The sequence below is a fragment of the Vibrio phycocola genome (assembly GCF_054404255.1).
Genome location: NZ_JBTAMQ010000009.1, coordinates 63,466 through 84,468, shown reverse-complemented (window position 1 = coordinate 84,468; position 21,003 = coordinate 63,466). Strand labels below are relative to the sequence as shown.

Below are 21,003 nucleotides of genomic sequence, written 5' to 3'. Positions count from 1 at the left end.
AGGAGTAGTTGAAAAATGGCTATTGTTAAATGTAAGCCGACTTCCCCTGGTCGTCGTCACGTCGTTAAAGTTGTTAACGCTGACCTACACAAGGGTAAGCCATACGCACCTCTTCTAGAGAAAAACTCTAAGAATGGTGGTCGTAACAATAACGGTCGTATTACTGTACGTCATGTAGGTGGTGGTCATAAGCACCATTACCGTGTTATTGATTTCAAACGTACAAAAGATGGCATTCCAGCGAAAGTTGAGCGTCTAGAATACGATCCAAACCGTAGCGCTAACATAGCTCTAGTTCTGTACGCAGACGGTGAGCGTCGTTACATTATTGCACCAAAAGGTGTTCAAGCTGGTGATGCAATCCAGTCTGGTGTTGATGCGCCAATCAAAGCAGGTAACACTCTGCCGATGCGTAACATCCCAGTGGGTTCTACAATTCACTGTGTTGAACTTAAGCCTGGTAAAGGTGCACAGCTAGCTCGTTCTGCGGGTGCATATGCTCAACTAGTCGCTCGCGACAGTTCATATGCAACACTCCGTTTACGTTCTGGTGAAATGCGCAAAGTTCTTTCTGAGTGCCGTGCAACAATCGGCGAAGTTGGTAACTCTGAGCATATGCTACGTGAGCTTGGTAAAGCTGGTGCTTCGCGCTGGCGTGGTGTTCGCCCTACCGTCCGCGGTGTGGTAATGAACCCAGTTGATCACCCACATGGTGGTGGTGAAGGCCGTACCTCTGGTGGTCGTCACCCTGTATCTCCATGGGGTATGCCAACTAAAGGCTACAAGACTCGTAAGAACAAACGCACCGACAAGTACATCGTACGTCGTCGTAATAAGTAATCTATTAAAGAGGATAAGCCATGCCACGTTCTCTCAAGAAAGGTCCATTTATTGACCTACACTTGCTGAAGAAGGTAGAGAAAGCGGTGGAAAGCGGAGACAAAAAGCCTATTAAGACTTGGTCCCGTCGCTCAATGATCATTCCAACAATGATCGGTTTGACCATCGCTGTCCATAATGGTCGTCAGCACGTTCCAGTATTTGTGACTGAAGAAATGATTGGCCACAAACTGGGCGAATTCGCACCAACTCGTACTTACCGCGGCCATGCTGCAGATAAGAAAGCTAAGAAGAAATAGGAGTAGATAATGGAAGCAGTAGCTAAACATAACTTTGCTCGCATTTCTCCTCAGAAAGCTCGCTTAGTTGCAGATTTAATCCGTGGAAAATCGGTTGATCAGGCTCTAGAAATCTTAATATTCAGCAACAAGAAAGCTGCTGTATTAATTAAGAAAGTTCTAGAATCGGCAATCGCCAATGCGGAACACAACGAAGGTGCAGATATCGACGATCTTAATGTCGCTAAAATCTTCGTAGATGAGGGACCTATCATGAAGCGTATTATGCCTCGTGCTAAAGGTCGTGCGGATCGTATCTTGAAGCGTTCGAGCCACATCACTGTTGTTGTAGCAGATCGTTAAGGGACTAGGAGATAAGCAATGGGTCAGAAAGTACATCCAAATGGTATTCGTCTCGGCATTATTAAGCCTTGGAATTCCACATGGTTTGCTAATACCAAAGAGTTCGCTGACAACCTAGACGGCGACTTCAAGGTACGTCAATTCCTAACTAAGGAATTGAAAAACGCATCTCTTTCACGCATCGTTATTGAGCGTCCAGCAAAAAGCATTCGTGTGACTGTTCACACTGCTCGCCCTGGCGTTGTTATCGGTAAGAAAGGGGAAGACGTAGAGAAGCTACGCACAGCTGTAGCTAAAATTGCAGGTGTACCAGCACAAATCAATATCGCTGAAGTACGTAAGCCTGAGCTTGACGGTCAATTAGTGGCTGATAGCATCTCGTCTCAGCTAGAGCGTCGCGTTATGTTCCGTCGTGCTATGAAGCGCGCGGTACAAAATGCTATGCGTCTAGGCGCTAAAGGTATCAAAGTGGAAGTAAGTGGTCGTTTAGGCGGCGCTGAAATCGCACGTGCTGAGTGGTATCGTGAAGGTCGTGTACCTCTACATACTCTACGTGCAGACATTGATTACGCAACTTCTTCGGCTCACACTCAATACGGTGTGATCGGCGTTAAAGTTTGGATCTTCAAAGGAGAAATCCTTGGTGGAATGCCAGCAGCTAATGCAGTAGAGCCAAAGGCTGACAAGCCTAAGAAGCAGCGTAAAGGCCGGAAGTAAGGAGTCGATAGATGCTACAACCTAAACGTACTAAGTTCCGTAAGGTTCATACAGGTCGTAACCGTGGTCTAGCGAAAGGTACTGAAGTAAGCTTTGGTACATTTGGTTTGAAAGCGGTTGGCCGTGGTCGTCTAACTGCTCGCCAAATCGAAGCAGCACGTCGTGCTATGACTCGTCACGTGAAACGTCAAGGTCAAATCTGGATTCGAGTATTCCCAGATAAGCCGATTACAGAAAAGCCGCTTGAAGTTCGTCAGGGTAAGGGTAAAGGTAACGTTGAGTACTGGGTAGCCCAAATCCAACCTGGAAAGGTAATGTACGAAATGGACGGTGTTCCTGAAGAGTTGGCACGTGAAGCATTTGCTCTTGCATCTGCTAAACTGCCGTTCAAGACTACTTTCGTAATTAAGCAGGTGATGTGATGAAAGCACAAGATCTACGCGAGAAAAGCGTTGATGAGCTAAACGCAGAGCTACTGAATTTGCTGAAAGAACAGTTTAACTTGCGCATGCAAGCTGCGACTGGACAATTACAGCAAACGCATACTCTGAAAATTGTTCGCCGTGATATCGCACGTGTTAAAACGGTTTTGACTGAGAAGGCAGGCGCATAATGAGCGACAAAATTCGTACTCAAACTGGTCGTGTTGTTAGCAACAAGATGGATAAATCTATTGTTGTTGCAATTGAACGCGTCGTAAAACATCCAATTTACGGCAAGTTCATTAAACGCACTACAAAAGTACACGCACACGATGAAACCAACGACTGTGGCTTAGGCGATACCGTTGAAATCAAAGAGTGCCGTCCATTGTCTAAGACTAAGTCTTGGACATTGGTTAAAGTTGTAGAAAAAGCTAAAATGTAATTGATTTTTCTACAAAAACGAAAACGGCCCCTATTAATTTCGGGGCCGTTTGTTTTTAGACTACCCAATCACGATAAAGGGTGTTACAATTCGCGTCCCTTTTTAAGGGCAGCCCGACCCGTGATGGGTCTAGTTTTAATATTTAGCGGAGCACTAACATGATCCAAATGCAAAGTATGCTGGACGCAGCTGATAACTCAGGCGCCCGCAGCGTAAAATGTATTAAGGTTCTGGGTGGCTCACACCGTCGTTATGCACATATCGGTGACATCATCAAAATTACTGTAAAAGAAGCAATTCCTCGCAGTAAAGTAAAAAAAGGTGATGTACTGAAGGCGGTGGTAGTTCGCACCCGTAAAGGCGTACGTCGTCCTGACGGTTCTGTCATTCGCTTCGACCGTAATGCTTGCGTATTGTTGAACAACACTACAGAGCAACCTGTCGGCACACGTATCTTTGGTCCAGTGACGCGTGAACTTCGCAATGCGAAATTCATGAAAATCGTCTCACTGGCTCCAGAAGTATTGTAAGGAGCGCTAAAATGGCAGCTAAAATCCGTCAAAATGACGAAGTTATCGTTCTTGCTGGAAAAGATAAAGGCAAGAAAGGTAAAGTAACTAAGGTACTGACAACTGGTAAAGTTGTTGTTGAAGGTATCAACCTTGTTAAAAAACACCAAAAGCCGGTTCCGGCTCAAGGTCAACAAGGTGGCATCGTTGAACAAGAAGCGGCTATTGATGCTTCTAACGTTGCACTTTTCAACGCATCTACTGGTAAGGCAGATCGTATCGGTTTTCGTATCGAAGATGGCAAGAAAGTTCGTTTCTTCAAATCTAACAACGAAACTGTTTCTAACTAATAGAAGTAATTTGGAGTTCTACTATGGCGAAACTGCATGATTACTACAAGTCGTCTGTAGTCGCTGAACTGACCAAAGAGTTCAGCTACTCGAGCGTCATGCAAGTCCCTAGGATTGATAAAATCACCCTAAACATGGGCGTTGGTGAAGCAATCAACGATAAGAAACTGCTTGAGAATGCAGCGTCTGATATGGCTACGATCGCAGGTCAAAAGCCACTTATCACAAAAGCGCGCAAATCTGTTGCAGGTTTCAAAATTCGTGAAGGCTACCCAATTGGTTGTAAAGTAACCTTGCGTGGCGAGCGTATGTGGGATTTTTTAGAGCGTTTAATCTCTATTGCTCTTCCACGTGTACGTGATTTCCGTGGCGTTAGCGCGAAGTCTTTTGACGGTCGTGGTAACTACAGCATGGGCGTTCGCGAGCAAATCATCTTTCCGGAAATCGACTACGATAAAGTAGATCGCATCCGTGGTCTTGATATCACTATCACGACTACTGCTGATTCCGATGAGGAAGGCCGTGCTTTGCTGGCTGCCTTTAACTTCCCATTCCGTAAGTAAGGTGAAGGGTTACTGTTATGGCTAAAATATCTATGAAAGCACGTGAAGCAAAACGTGCAACGCTAGTAGCAAAGTTCGCTGAAAAGCGTGCGGCGCTAAAAGCAACAATTAACGATGTAAACGCATCTGAAGAAGAACGTTGGGACGCTGTACTAAAACTACAAGCACTTCCACGTGATTCAAGTGCATCTCGTCAGCGCAACCGTTGTAACCAAACTGGTCGTCCACACGGTTACCTACGTAAGTTCGGTCTCAGCCGTATTAAAGTTCGCGAAGCTTGCATGAAAGGCGAGATTCCTGGACTTCGTAAGGCTAGCTGGTAATTGCCACTTAATCATTTGGAGTATAGTTTATGAGCATGCAAGATCCGATTTCGGATATGCTGACCCGCGTTCGTAACGGTCAGGCAGCAAACAAAGTTGCTGTTAAAATGCCTTCTTCAAAGCTTAAAGTTGCAATTGCTGCATTACTTAAAGCTGAAGGTTACGTCGAAGACTTCGCTGTTGATAGCGAAGCAAAACCTGAGCTTGAAATTACTCTTAAGTATTTCCAAGCTAAACCAGTAATCGAGCAAATCCAACGTGTTTCACGTCCTGGTCTACGCGTCTATAAGAAAAAAGGCGATATTCCATCAGTGATGGGCGGTTTGGGTGTTGCTGTTGTATCCACTTCCAAGGGTCTGATGTCAGACCGTGCTGCTCGCAAGGCAGGTCTTGGCGGTGAAATCATTTGCTACGTAGCTTAATTTAAGGAGTAGACTATGTCTCGTGTTGCTAAAGCACCAGTCTCTATTCCAGCAGGCGTAGAGGTGAAATTAAACGGCCAAGAAGTTACTGTAAAAGGTACTAAAGGCGAGCTTACTCGCGTTGTAAATAACGCAGTAATTATCGCACAGGAAGATGGAAAGCTAACTTTTGGTCCTCGTGAAGGCGCTGCAAACGCTTGGGCACAAGCAGGTACTGCTCGTGCACTAGTTAACAACATGGTTGTTGGCGTTACAGCTGGTTTCACGAAGAAGCTTGTACTTAAAGGTGTTGGTTACCGTGCTGCTATTAAAGGCAACGCTGTAGGTCTGACCCTTGGCTTCTCACATCCAGTTGAGCACGCGTTGCCAGCCGGTGTTAAAGCTGAATGTCCAAGCCAAACTGAAATTGTTCTAACTGGTTGTGATAAGCAATTAGTTGGTCAAGTTGCAGCTGACATTCGTTCTTACCGTGAGCCTGAACCTTATAAAGGTAAAGGTGTTCGTTACGCAGATGAAAATGTGCGTACTAAAGAAGCTAAGAAGAAGTAAGGTAACGCTATGGATAAGAAAGCATCTCGCATCCGTCGTGCTACACGTGCGCGTCGTAAGATTGCAGAACTGGGTGCAACTCGCCTAGTCGTACACCGTACTCCTCGTCATGTGTACGCGCAGGTAATTGCAGCGAACGGCTCTGAGGTTATCGCAGCAGCTTCTACTGTAGAAAAAGCGATCCGTGAGCAAGTAAAATATTCTGGTAACATCGATGCAGCTAAAGCAGTAGGTAAAGCTATTGCAGAGCGCGCACTTGAAAAAGGCGTAGCACAAGTCGCATTTGATCGTTCTGGTTTCCAATACCACGGTCGAGTAGCAGCGCTAGCAGATTCTGCTCGCGAAGCTGGTCTCAAATTCTAAGGTAGGGTTGGAAGATGGCTAAAGAACAACAATCTCAAGCAAGTGATTTGCAAGAAAAATTGATTGCTGTTAACCGTGTATCTAAGACGGTTAAAGGTGGTCGAATCATGAGCTTCACTGCACTAACAGTAGTTGGTGACGGTAATGGTCGTGTAGGTTTCGGTTACGGTAAAGCCCGTGAAGTTCCTGCTGCGATTCAAAAAGCAATGGAAAAAGCGCGTCGTAACATGGTTACTGTTGCGCTTAAAGAAGGTACTCTTCACCACGCAGTGAAAGGTCGCCACTCAGGCTCTAAAGTTTACATGCAACCAGCTTCAGAAGGTACTGGTGTTATCGCAGGTGGTGCGATGCGTTCAGTTCTTGAAGTTGCAGGTGTACATAATGTTCTGTCTAAAGCATACGGTTCAACGAACCCAATCAACGTTGTTCGCGCAACGATTGACGCTTTGAGCAGCATTAAGTCACCAGACATGGTTGCTGCTAAGCGTGGTCTCACTGTTGAAGCTATTTCGGAGTAAGAACACCATGGCAACTATTAAAGTAACTCAAACTAAGAGCTCAATTGGACGCCTACCAAAGCACAAAGCTACTTTGCGCGGTTTAGGTCTTCGTAAAATCAATCATACAGTAGAACTTGAAGATACTCCGTGTGTTCGCGGAATGATCAACAAGGTTTACTATATGATTAAAGTTGAGGAGTAATCAGAATGCGTTTGAATACTCTATCACCGGCTGACGGTTCTAAACCTTCTAAGAAGCGTTTAGGTCGTGGTATCGGTTCAGGCCTAGGTAAAACTGGTGGCCGTGGTCATAAAGGCCAAAAATCACGTTCTGGCGGATCTGTTCGTCCAGGTTTCGAAGGTGGTCAAATGCCTTTGAAACAACGTCTACCAAAATTTGGCTTCACTTCTCGTAAGAGTCTAGTGTCTGCTGAAGTTCGTCTAGGTGAACTAGCGAAAGTAACGGGTGATGTTGTTGACCTGAACAGTCTTAAAGCAGCTAACTTAGTCACTAAGAATATCGTGAACGTTAAAATCGTTCTTTCTGGTGAACTAGCGAAAGCTGTGACTGTCAAAGGTCTACGCGTGACTAAAGGTGCTAAAGCTGCTATTGAAGCTGCTGGCGGTAAAATCGAGGAATAATCTCGAGGAACGAGGTACAGATGGCTAAGAAACCAGGACAAGATTTTAGTAGTACTAAAAGCGGTTTAAGTGAACTGAAGTCACGAATACTTTTTGTAATTGGTGCACTTCTAGTCTTCCGAGCCGGCTCATTTGTGCCGATCCCTGGTATTGACGCAGCTGTACTTGCCGATTTAGTCGAACAGCAAACAGGTACCATCGTTGAAATGTTCAACATGTTCTCCGGTGGTGCACTGTCGCGTGCATCTATATTAGCATTGGGTATCATGCCGTATATTTCGGCTTCTATTGTTATCCAATTGCTGACTGTAGTTCATCCCGCGTTAGCTGAACTCAAGAAAGAGGGTGAAGCAGGGCGTCGTAAGATTAGCCAATATACGCGTTATGGCACGCTTGTGCTTGCAACATTCCAAGCTTTAGGTATTGCGACAGGACTACCAAACATGGTCTCTAATCTGGTTGTTATAGACCAAACCATGTTTACGTTTATCGCTACCGTGAGTCTAGTAACTGGCACCATGTTCTTAATGTGGTTAGGTGAACAGATCACTGAGCGCGGAATTGGTAATGGTATTTCATTACTGATCTTTGCAGGTATCGTTGCTGGGTTGCCTCAGGCAATCGGACAAACAATCGAGCAAGCTCGTCAAGGTGAATTGCACGTACTTCTTCTGCTGTTAATCGGTGTGATTTCGTTTGCAGTTATTTATTTCGTTGTTTTCATGGAGCGTGGTCAACGTCGTATCGTTGTTAACTATGCAAAACGTCAACAAGGTCGTAAAGTTTTTGCTGCACAGAGTACTCACTTGCCATTGAAAGTTAATATGGCCGGTGTTATTCCAGCGATTTTCGCATCAAGTATTATTCTATTTCCAGGGACGCTGGCTCAGTGGTTTGGTAGTAGTTTAGGTGGCGAAGGTTCAGCGTTTAGCTGGTTAACCGACGTGTCTTTGGCATTAAGCCCAGGACAACCACTTTATGTAATACTTTACGCAGTAGCGATTATTTTCTTCTGTTTCTTCTATTCGGCGTTGATGTTTAACCCGCGTGAAACAGCTGATAATCTTAAGAAGTCCGGAGCGTTCGTACCGGGAATCCGCCCAGGTGAGCAGACTGCGAAATACATAGATAAAGTAATGACTCGTTTAACCTTAGCCGGTGCGCTGTATATTACCTTTATCTGTCTGATCCCACAGTTCATGACTATCGCTTGGAATGTTCGTTTTTATTTCGGCGGTACCTCTCTACTTATCGTAGTAGTGGTTATCATGGATTTTATGGCACAGGTACAGACTCATTTGATGTCAAGTCAATATGATTCTGTGTTGAAAAAAGCAAATCTAAAAGACTACAACCGTTAAGCTGGTTGTATTACTTGAAGATGTTATTTACGGAGTTTAGCAATGAAAGTTCGTGCTTCCGTTAAAAAAATCTGTCGTAACTGTAAAGTTATCAAGCGTAACGGTGTCGTTCGCGTGATTTGTAGCAGTGAGCCAAAGCATAAACAACGCCAAGGCTAATTAAGCAGAAATTTTTACTTGAAAATTAGGGGTCGGTCGAGTATATTCCTCGGCCTACCTTTTGTGTGCAAAAGAAGTAGCATTCCGTAACGTATCCTCAGCGGGCTTTGTTACGGATAATTTCTTATTAAAAGTACTAGGAGTGAATAGTGGCCCGTATAGCAGGCATTAACATTCCTGATCAAAAACACGCTGTAATCGCATTAACTGCAATTTATGGCATCGGTAAAACTCGTTCTCAAGCTATTTTAGCTGAGTTGAGTATTGCTGAAGATGTTAAGATCAGTGAACTAACTGAAGAGCAGATCGATCAACTGCGTGATGGTGTAGCTAAATACACTGTAGAGGGTGATCTTCGTCGTGAAGTTTCCATGAACATCAAGCGTCTTATGGACCTTGGCTGTTACCGTGGTCTTCGTCATCGTCGCAGTCTACCACTACGTGGACAGCGTACTAAAACCAACGCTCGTACCCGTAAGGGTCCGCGTAAGCCGATCAAAAAATAATCGGGTGAGGTAGAGAGTACAATGGCTAAACAACCAACACGCGCGCGCAAACGTGCACGCAAACAAGTCGCAGATGGTGTGGCACATATCCATGCATCTTTTAATAACACAATCGTAACCATTACTGACCGTCAAGGTAATGCATTAGCTTGGGCTACTGCAGGAGGTTCTGGTTTCCGTGGTTCTCGTAAGTCAACTCCATTTGCAGCGCAAGTTGCAGCTGAGCGTTGTGCTGAAATGGCTAAAGAATATGGCCTGAAGAATCTGGAAGTTATGGTTAAGGGCCCTGGTCCAGGTCGTGAATCAACAGTTCGCGCACTGAATGCAGCAGGTTTCCGTATCACTAATATTGTTGATGCGACTCCTATCCCTCATAACGGTTGTCGTCCACCGAAGAAACGTCGCGTATAACGTTTCTAGGAATATTGGAGAAAGATCATGGCTAGATATTTGGGTCCTAAGCTAAAGCTTAGTCGCCGCGAAGGTACCGACTTATTCCTTAAGTCTGGTGTTCGTGCGATAGATACCAAGTGTAAAATTGATAATGCACCAGGTGTTCACGGCGCTCGTCGTGGCCGTCTATCAGATTATGGTGTACAGCTTCGTGAGAAGCAAAAAGTTCGTCGTATGTACGGCGTGCTAGAAAAACAGTTCCGTAACTACTACAAAGATGCTGCGCGTATTAAAGGCAACACAGGCGAAAACCTGCTTCAACTTCTTGAAGGTCGTCTAGATAACGTAGTTTACCGTATTGGTTTTGGCGCAACTCGTGCTGAAGCTCGTCAACTTGTTAGCCACAAGGCTATTTTAGTTAACGGTAACGTGGTAAACATTCCTTCATTCAAAGTATCGGCGAATGACGTTGTTTCTATTCGTGAAAAAGCGAAAGCTCAATCACGTATTAAAGCTGCTCTAGAAGTTGCAGAACAACGTGAAAAACCAACTTGGATTGAAGTAGATGGAAGCAAGATGGAAGCAACATTCAAGCGTTTGCCTGAGCGTTCAGATCTATCAGCTGATATCAACGAACAATTGATCGTCGAACTTTACTCTAAGTAAGGTTTAAACAAAAGAGAGGACACAATGCAGGGTTCTGTAACAGAATTTCTTAAGCCACGTCTTGTTGATATTGAACAGATCAGCGCGACACACGCAAAAGTAACTCTTGAGCCGTTAGAGCGTGGCTTTGGCCATACTCTGGGTAATGCACTTCGTCGTATTCTTCTTTCATCAATGCCAGGTTGCGCAGTGACTGAAGTTGAAATTGAAGGCGTACTACACGAATACAGCACCAAAGAGGGAATTCAAGAAGATATCCTAGAGATTCTTCTTAACCTAAAAGGTCTTGCTGTTCGCGTTGCCGATGGTAAAGATGAAGTGTTCATTACACTTAACAAGTCCGGTTCAGGCCCTGTTGTTGCAGGTGACATCACTCATGATGGTGATGTTGAGATCGTAAACCCTGAACACGTGATTTGTCATCTAACTGATGACAACGCTGAGATCGCTATGCGTATCAAAGTTGAGCGTGGTCGTGGTTATATTCCGGCTTCTGCGCGTATTCATACTGAAGAAGATGAGCGTCCAATCGGTCGTTTGCTAGTCGATGCAACTTACAGCCCAGTAGACAAAATTGCCTACGCCGTTGAAGCTGCTCGTGTTGAGCAACGTACAGATTTAGATAAGCTCGTTATCGATATGGAAACGAATGGAACTATTGAACCTGAGGAAGCTATCCGCCGTGCAGCAACAGTGCTTGCTGAACAGTTGGATGCGTTCGTAGATCTTCGCGATGTACGTGTACCTGAGGCTAAAGAAGAGAAGCCAGAGTTCGATCCGATCCTATTGCGTCCTGTAGACGATCTTGAACTAACAGTTCGCTCTGCTAACTGTTTGAAAGCAGAAGCGATTCACTACATCGGTGATCTGGTACAGCGTACTGAAGTTGAGCTACTTAAAACGCCCAACCTTGGTAAGAAATCTCTTACAGAGATTAAAGACGTACTTGCTTCACGTGGTCTTTCTCTTGGCATGCGCCTAGAGAACTGGCCGCCAGCGTCAATCGCTGAAGATTAATCGATACTAGTTAGAAGGATTAGGTCATGCGCCATCGTAAGAGTGGTCGTCAACTCAACCGCAACAGCAGTCATCGCAAAGCGATGTTCAGCAACATGGCTAGCTCTCTTGTTCGTCACGAAGTTATTAAAACTACCGTGCCTAAAGCAAAAGAACTACGTCGCGTAATTGAGCCTTTGATTACATTAGCTAAGACAGACAGTGTTGCTAACCGTCGTCTAGCATTTGCACGAACTCGTGATAACGAAGTTGTAGCAAAATTATTTAACGAAATCGGTCCACGTTTCTCTGCACGTCAAGGTGGCTACACTCGTATTCTTAAGTGTGGTTTCCGTGCAGGTGATAAAGCTCCAATGGCATACATTGAGCTTGTAGATCGCCCAGAAGTTGATGCGGAAGCAGAAACTGAATAATGAGTTCGTAACTCAATAAGAGAAAACCGAGCGAAAGCTCGGTTTTTTTATATCTGTTGTTTGTTGCCAGATTTTTTATTTTGACCTCATAGATACGTCAATTTGATACATTAATTACAAAACTGATGAGGCTAAGTCCATAATAGCAATGGATGATTACGGAGCTATTATCCTTTATCTTACTCAAGAGCTCAGAGCTTGATCCAAGTCAGCAATGATATCTTCGATATGCTCAATACCAATAGATAAGCGAATCATTTCAGGAACAACACCCGCTTTTTTCTGTTCCTCTGGCTCTAGTTGACGATGGGTTGTCGACGCAGGGTGACAGGCTAATGTTTTAGCATCACCAATATTCACTAATCGTTTTACCATGGTTAGTGCATCGTAGAACTGCACGCCAGCATCGTATCCACCTTTTAAACCAAATGATAAAATCGCCGATGGCTTTCCATCCATATATTTTTGCGCTAGGCCAAAAAAAGGAGAATCTTTGAGTCCAGCGTAACTGACCCAACTTACTTTTTCATGATTTTGAAGAAATTCAGCAATTTTAAATGCGTTCTCACAATGACGTTCCATGCGCAAAGAGAGAGTCTCTAGTCCTTGTAACAATAGAAAGGCATTCATTGGCGAAAGGGTTGAACCTGTGTTTCGCATTGGGACGGTTCTCGCTCTCGCGATAAATGCTGCTGCTCCAAATTGCTCAGCATACACGACACCATGATATGAAGGCTCAGGCTGATTAAATTCAGGGAAGCGGTCAGCATTTTTGACCCAGTCAAAATTACCCGAGTCAATAATTGCGCCGCCTAGAGAAGTCCCATGACCACCAACATATTTAGTGATTGAATGAACGACAATATCAGCACCATGAGCAATGGGCTTACATAATACTGGTGTTGCAACCGTATTGTCGACGATGACAGGAACGCCTTCAGCATGGGCTAATTCAGCAATTTTTCCTAAATCAACAATATTACCCGCGGGGTTACCTATCGACTCGCAATATACTGCTTTGGTATTGTCATCGATTAACTCTGCAAGGCTTTCAGGCTTATCATCTTTGGCAAACTTAACTTGAATACCAAGGTTAGGAAGCATGTGAGCGAATAGTGTGTAGGTACCGCCATAAAGCTGAGGAGTAGATACAATGTTATCGCCCGATTTGGCTAAAGAAAGAATGGCATAGTGAATCGCAGCACTTCCTGAACTTGTCACTAATGCGGCTAATCCCCCTTCTAATGCGGCCAAACGTTTTTCTAACACATCATTGGTTGGGTTCATTAATCGTGTATAGATATTTCCGGGAACATCTAGGTTGAATAGATCTGCACCGTGTTGAGCGTTATCAAATTCGTACGCTGCAGTTTGAAAAATAGGAACAGCAACAGATTTGGTGGTTGGGTCCGTTTCGTACCCATGGTGAATCGCGAGTGTTTCGTCTTTCATTTTCATCAATCCATCTAGATAAAGTGATGATATAAAAACACAAAGCTAATTTAGATGAAAGCAGAGGACAAAAAAAGGCAGTCAAAGTTTGAACTGCCTTTAGGTATGGGGATTTAAACGGAAATTATAGGATTGCTAGAAGTTCAACTTCAAATACAAGAGCTGCAAAAGGAGGAATTGCAGCGCCAGCACCTTGCTCGCCATACGCAAGATTTTGTGGGATGCACAATTTCCATTTAGAACCAACAGGCATAAGTTGAAGAGCTTCTACCCAACCAGCGATAACACCAGTTACTGGGAATTCAGCAGGCTGACCGCGAGTTACAGAACTATCGAAAACGGTGCCATCAGTAAGTTGGCCATGATAGTGAACACGTACTGTGTTATCTGAAGTTGGGATTTCACCAGTACCTTCAGTGATTACTTCATATTGTAATCCAGATTCAAGAACAGTAACTTCAGAGCGTTCTGCATTTGCTTTCAAAAATGCTTCGCCTTCAGCGGCGGCTTCTGCTGCAGCGGCTTGACGAGCTTCTTGTGCTTTACCGTGTAGAGTTTGCAGGGCATTGTTGATATCATCAACTTCGATTGCAGGCATTTCACCAGCAAGTGATGTTGCAATGCCTTCAGCGATTGCTGCTACTTCTAAGCCTTCTAGGCCACTTCCTGCAAGTTGTTGACCCATTTGAAGGCCAATACCGTAACTTGCTTTTTGCTCTACTGTTTCTAATTTGATGTCAGACATGAATGTCACTCTTTATTTGATAACGAAAGCGCAAGGATAGCAGGTCTCGGCGTACGATTAAATGGTCGGATTATGTAGAAATCAAATCCAAACCAATATGTGAGATATATCAAAGAAAAACAAGAGCAACAATCAGATTTATATTAACCAAAGATATATCTTATTGATGTGACTGTACTCTGTCTGGATGAGTTTTTATACTGTAGGTAGTTTTTGTAGGAGTCGGATTTAAATGGAACGTCGGCAAAGAAAAAAGCAGCCTCAGAGTTATGACTTCGCATTTATTAAACAAATGTGGTCAGATCTTCATTCGTTGTCATGGTTTGCTCAAGCGCGGAAAAGGTGGTCTGAACTCCCTCGTTTTCACCGTAATGCATTGTCAATATTGATTCCGTTCACGGTTCTACTTATGGTGGTGCCGTTTCCTTCTTCTTTGGAAAAAGCGCAAAACGTAGATGACTCAGATATGGGATCGCGTAGAGAAGTCTCTCTTAATGTTACTACTGGTAGTAAAGCGCCAAAAGCATCAACGTTCGAACCAACACCGAAAGTCACAAAGGAAACAAGGACTCAAGAGACCAGCCGAGCACTCGTTCAATCTGCTTGGGTATCTTACACAGTTAAGCAAGGCGACACTCTCGCGCGGATATTTCGAGAGCGAAAGTTGTCATCGTCTGATTTGGCAGCGTTAATTACTATAGAAGGTAGTGATAGACCGCTTAGTGACATTCGCCCAGGTCAATTAGTTCGTTATAGGTTAAATAACAATGGGCAGCTTGATATGCTTCAACTTGAAAAGGGGAGTAAGTCGATTATGTTTTTCCGCCTTTCTAAAGGGGGTTTTAGCCGCGGCCAATAGCAGTAAGTCTGGGCTGTAAGCGGATAAATAGGGATCCGCTTAAGATTCACTGGCTATCGTGCAGCAAATAGTGATAATAGGCGCCTGATGCTCGTAAACCACAGGAATGCCACCGTGAGTAATGCTCCTTTTTCAGATCTTCCACTCGATCCTTCGTTAGTCAGCAACCTTGATACTCTTGGTTTCCATAATATGACTCCGATCCAAGCTCTGAGCTTACCTCGAATTCTTGAGGGAAAAGATGTCATTGGTCAGGGAAAAACAGGCTCTGGTAAAACGGCTGCATTTGGTTTGGGCGTTTTGTCCAATTTAAAAGTTAAGCGTTTCCGTGTCCAATCTTTGGTGCTTTGTCCAACTCGAGAGCTTGCTGACCAGGTCGCAACGGAAATTCGCACTTTAGCTCGTTCGATTCACAATATTAAAGTACTCACTTTGTGTGGTGGTATGCCAATGGGACCACAAATTGGGTCGCTTGAGCATGGTGCCCATATATTAGTAGGCACTCCTGGGCGTATTTTGGACCACTTAGGGCGTGGCAGAATAGATCTTTCAGAACTGAATACTTTAGTATTGGATGAAGCAGACCGAATGCTGGAAATGGGCTTTCAAGATGCATTAGATGAGATTATTTCTCATGCTCCAAAGCAGCGTCAAACGCTACTATTTAGCGCCACTTTCCCTACAGAGATTAAACAACTTGCTGAAAAGCTCATGCGGGATCCTGAATTAATCAAAGTAGAATCAAAGCACGATACATCGAGTATTGAGCAGCATTTCTATAAAGTTGAAGGGCATGAAAATCGAGATGTAGCTTTGCGTCAAATACTTCTTCATTATAAACCTGAATCGACTGTCGTATTTTGCAATACTAAGCGCGAGGTACAGGATGTTGCAGATGAGTTGGTAAACCAAGGTTTTAGTGTGGTTGAGCTCCACGGGGATTTAGAACAGCGCGAACGCGACCAAGCATTAATACGATTTGCGAATAAAAGTGTCTCGATATTGGTTGCAACGGATGTTGCGGCGCGTGGTTTAGATGTCGATAACCTAGATGCCGTTGTTAATTTTGAGTTGTCTCGTGACCCTGAAGTTCATATTCATCGAATTGGCCGAACAGGTCGAGCGGGGAGTAAAGGTTTGGCATTGAGCTTCTATGGAGAGAAAGACGGTTATCGGATTGCCCAAATAGAAGATTCCCTGGAGAAACCGATTACACCAGCTGCGTTGCCTAGTGAAGAGGTTTTGAGTCAACGACCTTATTATGCACCGATGCAAACAATACAAATTGATGGTGGAAAGAAACAGAAAGTAAGACCGGGTGATATTCTAGGAGCACTGACGGCAAATGGTACACTCCAAGGAAGTCAAATTGGGAAGATTAATGTGCTACCAATGCGAGCGTATGTCGCGGTCGAAACCAAGCTGGTTAAGAAAGCATTGCAACAATTGGAAAACGGTAAAATGAAAGGCCGCCAATTCCGGGCAAGAATTTTGAAGTAACATTAGAATGATAAATTAGTAAGATTAGCCGCTAAATTAACAGCGGCTTTTTTATGTCTATAGTTTATCTTTTGGTTTAGTGAGTATGATTTATTTATCAGATTTTCGAATAAAAAATGTAATTTTAGAATTTCAAGTTATAACTATAACCCGTCATAATGCCTATAGATGATAAGTTGATAGGTAACGTGACATGATAAGTAACAAAAAGGTGGCTCAACTTGCTTCCGGTGAAGCTGATAGCATTAAGGTTAAGAACGCAGAGTCACAACTGACTTTGTCTCGTGTGACAAAAAGTCAGTTACAAGCTGGAGAAGTCGCCTTAGTTGGAGCGGGTCCCGGAGACCCTGAACTCTTAACGGTTAAAGCCCTGAGTTATCTTCAGCAGGCTGATATTGTGCTTTATGATTATTTAGTATCCGAAGATATTATGTCATTGATTCCTAGCAGTACGATTTTGGTTTGTGTAGGCAAGCGAGCTGGTCATCATAGTGTTCCTCAAGAAAAAACCAATCAATTGATTGTCGATTTTGCTAAACAAGGCCATCGAGTCGTCCGTATTAAAGGTGGTGATCCTTTTATGTTTGGTCGTGGTGGAGAAGAGCTTGAAGTGTTATTTGATGCTGGAATCAAGTTTCAAGTGATCCCTGGGATTACCGCCGCGGCAGGTGCTACTGCTTATGCCGGTATTCCATTAACTCACAGAGATCATGCACAATCAGCGATATTTGTGACTGGGCATGTTAAAGCAGAAAATGATGATATAGATTGGTCGACTTTAGCCAGAGGACGTCAAACTCTCGTTATCTATATGGGATTGATGAAGTCTAATTATATTCAGCAACAACTGCTGAAGCATGGTCGGCAAGGCGATACCCCGATTGCGATTATTGAACGCGGTACGCAGTCAAAACAACAGGTATTTAAAGGTAAACTCTCTGACTTGTCCCAGCTAGCAGCGGGTGCTGAATCACCATCATTAATTGTAATAGGAGAAGTGGTTAGCTTGTCTGACAAACTGAATTGGTTTTTACCCAATACACAAGTAGAAAAGAATCAATATGCTTAGTTTTCGCTATTAAGCGAGAGAGCTAAGTATTGTGATACATAGGGGCTTATATCGTGTGATCGATTGAGCTTGGTTCATCACTTTCAATGGTGAATTTCTGGCTTAGCAGGGCACTTAATTGTTCAAAGTAATCGGCATTACTTTTATTACCAAGTAATTTACACAACTCATTGCCTGTTGGACTGAAACGAAAGTAGAGTAACCGAATACCTTTAGATAAAGGGGATAGTGATACTCGCTTTGCTTGGTAATGTAAAACAAGTGGTGGGTTGAGTTCAATTTCACCAGATTCTAATTCAGAGGCATGCAATAGCCCTAATTCTATTAATACGAGCAAGCTTGAATAAGGTAAATGAAAATTGCCAAGGCTAATGCTAATGGAGTTATCTCGCTTACCGAAGCTAAAAATTGAACCTTGAGACTTTATGCCTACACAAATTTTCTTGCTACTATCTTGCCCAAAACTGCAGGCTATTGTTGCTGCGCGTTGGAGAATTTGTGCTTCTTTTGGCGTCATGTCTTTAAGCACTTTTAATGCTTTCATCGACGTTGAACCCGGATTGGTGACTTCGAGCTTAAGTACTTGAGCCCACAAACGTTGCATTGAACTGTTATGGATTTCTTGTGCCATGGTAAAAAAGCGAAGTAACCAATCTTGATCAGGCTCACCTGCGGTCTCATTTTTACAGCTTGATAGTGCGATCTTCATGATCTGTTCTAAGTTTTTTTGGCGCTGTTCTTTGAGGCGATTTTCGCGGTTTATTGCTCTCTCTAATGGGGAAAGGGGATCTTTGGTTTTAACCAATAATGCATCAAGACCATGAGATTGAGCGATTTGCATCACTTGACTAGCACTATCTTTAATGTGGTTCTTAGTGCGCTTTTGGGTATTCGATGTTGTTTCGGTGGGAGGGGCAATAATAACCGACGTTTTTTCCTTTTCCATGCTTGAGTCACCCATTACTCATTCTAGTAAGTATTAATCTAGCCTGTATTTGTTAATTCAGCCAGTCTAGTTTTCTTAGTTCGAGAGGTCTTGCGATACTCACGTTAAATAAGCCGAATTTTCATCGGCTTATTAGCTATTACATATCATCGTACTCTTCAATACTCTTACCTTCGAGAATGTATCCTGCTTGACCAAACTCACTATCAAATGCTTCTGATTTTAGTGTACCTACAACGTAGATGACGTCCCAAAGTTCTTGAACCGGTGCGCCATCTGGGAACTTAACATACACAATTTGATTCGGTGGCGGCGGCGGTACATGAATACAAGCGCCAAAATAAGGGACTAAGAGAAATTCTGTAACCGTATTTTCATCTCCCTCAAGTGGCACGACAAACCCCGGAATTTTAATCAGAGTTCCATCTAGTTCTGGGCGAACTTTTCCTACTGTTGTTTGTTCTGCTGGAGAGTTCCCTTCATGATCAGTTAACAGTGCTAAGCCTTGATCGTTAAATTGGTTGCGTTCTTCTACTGGCACGAGATCAATCCAGTCTAGCTTTTCAGGTTCTGCTTGCGCTTGGCAAAGCGGTATGACAAGCATAAGTAAAATAGTAAACCACCTTCTTGGGTTGGTCATAAAGATTCCCTTTTAAATTCGGATTGTCATGCCATCAGCCAATGATTGGCGATAGGCTCGTACAGCTGGAATAATACCGATGATCATACCTGCAAATTGAACGTAACCCAATAATATCCACTCATGAGCAGTAAGCGTTGATAACGTAATCGCAATGCCATATTGGTTGTGGATAATGGGTGTAGCAATTGACATTAATAGATAGCATCCTAGCACACCTGTAATTATTCCCAAGAACGTTAGCGCACTGGCCTCACTGACTAACAGTGAAAACACATGTTTCGGGCGAGCGCCCATTGCTCGTAATATTGCCATTTCTCGTCGACGTTCTTGTAAGCTGGTTAGGAGGCTACTAAGCATCCCCAATAGACCGGCAATGACAACAAAAATAGATACGGCCATTAATGCTTGCTCTGCGACAGACATCATTTGCCATAGCTCATGCAGCGCCACTCCAGGTAAAATTGCACTCAGTGGTTCAAATCGATAAGTGTTGATTTCTCTTTGCAACGCAAACGTCTTTATCTTCGATTTCAATCCAAGCAGCATTGCGGTGATCTCTTTAGGCTGTAAACGTTCGGAATTGGCTGCTGCCTTCAAGGTCTCAGCATCCGGTGTTTTACCAATATGCGCACCGGACTCCCACCCAACATGGATGGCGGTAATGGCTTGCAGTGAGACATGTACCGTTTTGTCTACTGGTGTTCCTGTTGGCGCTAAAATACCAGTGACGGTAAAGGGTAAATTATCATGTCGGCTAAATCCAACGTCACTGATCCCGTGTGCGATAATGATTTCTGATCCAACGGTATAGCCAAGTTTTTTTGCAACATCAGCACCAATCACGGTATCAAATAGCCCATCGAATGGTTTACCTGTCGCAAAGGTGAGTGCTTGTTTCTGACCATAGTGAAAGTGTTCAAAATAGTCGAGGTTTGTACCCATGACTCGAAAACCTCTGTGTGAATCACCTAAAGAAATGGGAATCGACCACTTTACAGCGGAATCTTCGCTAAAGTGCTGGTAGCTTTTCCAGTCGATATTATTGGTGGCATTACCAATTCTAAATACCGAATAGAGTAATAAATTAACTTGGCCAGATCGCCCGCCAACAATGAGATCAGTCCCTGAGATAGTATTGGCAAAGCTGCTTTTAGCTTGAGTTCTGATCCGTTCGACACCGAGCAATAAGATAACGGATATAGCAACGGTAAGAATCGTCAGAATGGCCGTGGTTTTTCGGTTAAGAACACTCTTCCACGCTAAGTTTGCAATCACGTTCATTGTTGACCTCCAGCGCGGTTAAGTTCAGGTAAGCTGATTGCACGAGAAAACTTAGTTTCTAAAGTTGGATCATGACTAACAAAGACAACCGTTGAGTTGACTCGGTTGGCCTCTTCTAACAATAAGCTTATAAATGCACTGCGCGAGTCATAATCTAGAGCGGAAGTGGGTTCATCTGCAATAAGAAGTTGTGGCGAGCCTATTAGTGCTCTCGCCGCAGCAACACGCTGTTGTTGACCAATACTTAACTCTACCACTGGTTGATGCATTAAAGTCTTATCCAGTTTTAGACGAGTGAGCAACTGTTCACTGTCTGATAGCACATCGTCGTGGAGGTTAGCGCGTCTGCGAATTGAAAATTGACATGGCAAAGCGACATTTTCGATTACTGATAAATATGGCAGTAAATTAAACTGTTGGAAAATATACCCAATATTATCGGCTCGAAATTGATCACGCTGTTGTGGTTTCAAGTGGCCAAGTTGAGTCTCTAAAATACTCACTTTTCCTGATGTTGCTGAGTTGATACCAGTGAGTAAGCTCAGAAGTGTGGACTTGCCACATCCGCTAGGGCCTTTGATAAATAAATGCTCACCGCGTTTAACCGTTAGGTTTTCGATATCGATAATAGATGTCGACGCTTTAGGCCAGTGAAACTTCACGTTAGAGAGATCGATAACAGGGGATGAATTGCTCATGGTCTTTTG

33 protein-coding genes are annotated in these 21,003 nt (G+C 43.7%); 27 read left to right on the top strand and 6 right to left on the bottom strand.

Translation table 11 applies throughout. The annotated features are described in order from the left end of the window. The first annotated feature begins 15 nt into the window (after window positions 1-15). The 24 genes from rplB to rplQ all read left to right on the top strand — a co-directional run bounded on the left by rplB (window position 16) and on the right by rplQ (window position 11,801). The gene (gene rplB, locus ACXJY6_RS13320; RefSeq protein ID WP_456051681.1) at window positions 16-840 is read left to right on the top strand and encodes a 50S ribosomal protein L2; all 825 of its coding nucleotides are present in this window, start codon (window positions 16-18) and stop codon (window positions 838-840) included. 20 nt (window positions 841-860) lie between these two features. Next, a complete protein-coding gene (gene rpsS, locus ACXJY6_RS13315; protein ID WP_004736729.1) occupies window positions 861-1,139 on the top strand; it encodes a 30S ribosomal protein S19 in 279 nt (92 codons plus the stop codon). Window positions 1,140-1,148: 9 nt separating this feature from the next. Further along, window positions 1,149-1,481 carry a 50S ribosomal protein L22 gene (gene rplV, locus ACXJY6_RS13310; protein WP_456051683.1) on the top strand — a complete coding sequence of 111 codons (333 nt, stop codon included), beginning with the start codon at window positions 1,149-1,151 and terminating at the stop codon, window positions 1,479-1,481. Between the two features lie 18 nt (window positions 1,482-1,499). Continuing rightward, window positions 1,500-2,198, top strand: a complete 699-nt coding sequence (rpsC, locus tag ACXJY6_RS13305; RefSeq protein ID WP_456051684.1) for a 30S ribosomal protein S3 — start codon at window positions 1,500-1,502, stop codon at window positions 2,196-2,198. A gap of 11 nt (window positions 2,199-2,209) precedes the next feature. Continuing rightward, a complete protein-coding gene (rplP, locus tag ACXJY6_RS13300; protein WP_456051685.1) occupies window positions 2,210-2,620 on the top strand; it encodes a 50S ribosomal protein L16 in 411 nt (136 codons plus the stop codon). Continuing rightward, window positions 2,620-2,811 (top strand): 50S ribosomal protein L29, encoded by a 192-nt coding sequence (gene rpmC, locus ACXJY6_RS13295; RefSeq protein WP_456051686.1) that lies wholly within the window; start codon window positions 2,620-2,622, stop codon window positions 2,809-2,811. Before rplP ends, rpmC begins: the two co-directional genes overlap by 1 nt. Then, window positions 2,811-3,065, top strand: coding sequence for a 30S ribosomal protein S17 (gene rpsQ, locus ACXJY6_RS13290; protein ID WP_456051687.1), 255 nt, complete (start codon window positions 2,811-2,813; stop codon window positions 3,063-3,065). Before rpmC ends, rpsQ begins: the two co-directional genes overlap by 1 nt. Before the next feature lie 158 nt (window positions 3,066-3,223). Next, entirely contained in the window at window positions 3,224-3,595 is a 372-nt protein-coding gene (gene rplN / locus ACXJY6_RS13285) for a 50S ribosomal protein L14 (RefSeq protein ID WP_456051688.1), read from the top strand. Between the two features lie 11 nt (window positions 3,596-3,606). Beyond that, a complete protein-coding gene (rplX, locus tag ACXJY6_RS13280) occupies window positions 3,607-3,924 on the top strand; it encodes a 50S ribosomal protein L24 (RefSeq protein ID WP_456051689.1) in 318 nt (105 codons plus the stop codon). A 23-nt stretch (window positions 3,925-3,947) separates the two neighbouring features. Next, window positions 3,948-4,487, top strand: coding sequence for a 50S ribosomal protein L5 (rplE, locus tag ACXJY6_RS13275; RefSeq protein WP_456051690.1), 540 nt, complete (start codon window positions 3,948-3,950; stop codon window positions 4,485-4,487). Between the two features lie 17 nt (window positions 4,488-4,504). Further along, complete coding sequence (gene rpsN / locus ACXJY6_RS13270; RefSeq protein ID WP_456051691.1) at window positions 4,505-4,810, top strand: 30S ribosomal protein S14; 306 nt, start codon at window positions 4,505-4,507, stop codon at window positions 4,808-4,810. A gap of 29 nt (window positions 4,811-4,839) precedes the next feature. Beyond that, a complete protein-coding gene (gene rpsH / locus ACXJY6_RS13265) occupies window positions 4,840-5,232 on the top strand; it encodes a 30S ribosomal protein S8 (RefSeq protein WP_456051692.1) in 393 nt (130 codons plus the stop codon). Window positions 5,233-5,247: 15 nt separating this feature from the next. Continuing rightward, a complete protein-coding gene (rplF, locus tag ACXJY6_RS13260; protein ID WP_456051693.1) occupies window positions 5,248-5,781 on the top strand; it encodes a 50S ribosomal protein L6 in 534 nt (177 codons plus the stop codon). Window positions 5,782-5,790: 9 nt separating this feature from the next. After that, window positions 5,791-6,144 (top strand): 50S ribosomal protein L18, encoded by a 354-nt coding sequence (gene rplR, locus ACXJY6_RS13255; protein ID WP_456051694.1) that lies wholly within the window; start codon window positions 5,791-5,793, stop codon window positions 6,142-6,144. Window positions 6,145-6,158: 14 nt separating this feature from the next. After that, window positions 6,159-6,662, top strand: a complete 504-nt coding sequence (rpsE, locus tag ACXJY6_RS13250) for a 30S ribosomal protein S5 (RefSeq protein WP_456051695.1) — start codon at window positions 6,159-6,161, stop codon at window positions 6,660-6,662. Between the two features lie 7 nt (window positions 6,663-6,669). Continuing rightward, the gene (rpmD, locus tag ACXJY6_RS13245) at window positions 6,670-6,846 is read left to right on the top strand and encodes a 50S ribosomal protein L30 (RefSeq protein ID WP_456051696.1); all 177 of its coding nucleotides are present in this window, start codon (window positions 6,670-6,672) and stop codon (window positions 6,844-6,846) included. Between the two features lie 5 nt (window positions 6,847-6,851). Further along, window positions 6,852-7,286, top strand: a complete 435-nt coding sequence (gene rplO / locus ACXJY6_RS13240; RefSeq protein WP_456051697.1) for a 50S ribosomal protein L15 — start codon at window positions 6,852-6,854, stop codon at window positions 7,284-7,286. Window positions 7,287-7,306: 20 nt separating this feature from the next. Then, window positions 7,307-8,647: a preprotein translocase subunit SecY gene (gene secY, locus ACXJY6_RS13235; protein ID WP_456051698.1), complete on the top strand. Its 1,341-nt coding sequence runs from the start codon at window positions 7,307-7,309 to the stop codon at window positions 8,645-8,647. Between the two features lie 42 nt (window positions 8,648-8,689). Continuing rightward, the gene (rpmJ, locus tag ACXJY6_RS13230; protein ID WP_042478686.1) at window positions 8,690-8,806 is read left to right on the top strand and encodes a 50S ribosomal protein L36; all 117 of its coding nucleotides are present in this window, start codon (window positions 8,690-8,692) and stop codon (window positions 8,804-8,806) included. Window positions 8,807-8,955: 149 nt separating this feature from the next. Beyond that, window positions 8,956-9,312, top strand: a complete 357-nt coding sequence (rpsM, locus tag ACXJY6_RS13225; protein ID WP_456051699.1) for a 30S ribosomal protein S13 — start codon at window positions 8,956-8,958, stop codon at window positions 9,310-9,312. Window positions 9,313-9,333: 21 nt separating this feature from the next. Next, window positions 9,334-9,723, top strand: coding sequence for a 30S ribosomal protein S11 (gene rpsK, locus ACXJY6_RS13220; protein ID WP_126575281.1), 390 nt, complete (start codon window positions 9,334-9,336; stop codon window positions 9,721-9,723). Window positions 9,724-9,750: 27 nt separating this feature from the next. Next, window positions 9,751-10,371, top strand: coding sequence for a 30S ribosomal protein S4 (gene rpsD / locus ACXJY6_RS13215; RefSeq protein ID WP_456051700.1), 621 nt, complete (start codon window positions 9,751-9,753; stop codon window positions 10,369-10,371). A 24-nt stretch (window positions 10,372-10,395) separates the two neighbouring features. After that, window positions 10,396-11,388 carry a DNA-directed RNA polymerase subunit alpha gene (locus tag ACXJY6_RS13210; protein ID WP_456051701.1) on the top strand — a complete coding sequence of 331 codons (993 nt, stop codon included), beginning with the start codon at window positions 10,396-10,398 and terminating at the stop codon, window positions 11,386-11,388. A 26-nt stretch (window positions 11,389-11,414) separates the two neighbouring features. Continuing rightward, the gene (gene rplQ, locus ACXJY6_RS13205) at window positions 11,415-11,801 is read left to right on the top strand and encodes a 50S ribosomal protein L17 (protein ID WP_456051702.1); all 387 of its coding nucleotides are present in this window, start codon (window positions 11,415-11,417) and stop codon (window positions 11,799-11,801) included. Window positions 11,802-11,984: 183 nt separating this feature from the next. Here the strand turns inward: rplQ and ACXJY6_RS13200 are convergent, their stop codons facing one another. Together ACXJY6_RS13200 and ACXJY6_RS13195 are read right to left on the bottom strand one after the other, a co-directional pair. Next, a complete protein-coding gene (locus ACXJY6_RS13200) occupies window positions 11,985-13,253 on the bottom strand; it encodes an O-acetylhomoserine aminocarboxypropyltransferase/cysteine synthase family protein (RefSeq protein ID WP_458768624.1) in 1,269 nt (422 codons plus the stop codon). Window positions 13,254-13,377: 124 nt separating this feature from the next. Beyond that, complete coding sequence (locus ACXJY6_RS13195; RefSeq protein WP_456051704.1) at window positions 13,378-13,998, bottom strand: BamJ family beta-barrel-assembly machinery protein; 621 nt, start codon at window positions 13,996-13,998, stop codon at window positions 13,378-13,380. 232 nt (window positions 13,999-14,230) lie between these two features. Between ACXJY6_RS13195 and ACXJY6_RS13190 the strand changes: the two genes are divergently transcribed. The 3 genes from ACXJY6_RS13190 (at window position 14,231) to cobA (ending at window position 17,426) form a co-directional block, all read left to right on the top strand. Continuing rightward, a complete protein-coding gene (locus tag ACXJY6_RS13190; RefSeq protein WP_458768623.1) occupies window positions 14,231-14,857 on the top strand; it encodes a LysM-like peptidoglycan-binding domain-containing protein in 627 nt (208 codons plus the stop codon). Between the two features lie 114 nt (window positions 14,858-14,971). Next, window positions 14,972-16,357, top strand: a complete 1,386-nt coding sequence (dbpA, locus tag ACXJY6_RS13185) for an ATP-dependent RNA helicase DbpA (RefSeq protein ID WP_458768622.1) — start codon at window positions 14,972-14,974, stop codon at window positions 16,355-16,357. A gap of 193 nt (window positions 16,358-16,550) precedes the next feature. After that, window positions 16,551-17,426 carry a uroporphyrinogen-III C-methyltransferase gene (gene cobA, locus ACXJY6_RS13180; RefSeq protein WP_458768621.1) on the top strand — a complete coding sequence of 292 codons (876 nt, stop codon included), beginning with the start codon at window positions 16,551-16,553 and terminating at the stop codon, window positions 17,424-17,426. Window positions 17,427-17,472: 46 nt separating this feature from the next. Here cobA and ACXJY6_RS13175 read toward each other — a convergent pair whose 3' ends face one another. The 4 genes from ACXJY6_RS13175 to ACXJY6_RS13160 all read right to left on the bottom strand — a co-directional run bounded on the left by ACXJY6_RS13175 (window position 17,473) and on the right by ACXJY6_RS13160 (window position 20,994). Beyond that, a complete protein-coding gene (locus ACXJY6_RS13175) occupies window positions 17,473-18,372 on the bottom strand; it encodes a TIGR03899 family protein (RefSeq protein WP_458768620.1) in 900 nt (299 codons plus the stop codon). 139 nt (window positions 18,373-18,511) lie between these two features. Next, window positions 18,512-19,012, bottom strand: a complete 501-nt coding sequence (locus tag ACXJY6_RS13170) for a DUF3299 domain-containing protein (protein WP_456051709.1) — start codon at window positions 19,010-19,012, stop codon at window positions 18,512-18,514. Between the two features lie 12 nt (window positions 19,013-19,024). Beyond that, a complete protein-coding gene (locus ACXJY6_RS13165; protein WP_458768619.1) occupies window positions 19,025-20,296 on the bottom strand; it encodes an ABC transporter permease in 1,272 nt (423 codons plus the stop codon). Beyond that, window positions 20,293-20,994 carry an ABC transporter ATP-binding protein gene (locus tag ACXJY6_RS13160; RefSeq protein ID WP_456051711.1) on the bottom strand — a complete coding sequence of 234 codons (702 nt, stop codon included), beginning with the start codon at window positions 20,992-20,994 and terminating at the stop codon, window positions 20,293-20,295. The genes ACXJY6_RS13165 and ACXJY6_RS13160 overlap by 4 nt, the downstream gene beginning before the upstream one ends. Between the last annotated feature and the right edge of the window lie 9 nt (window positions 20,995-21,003).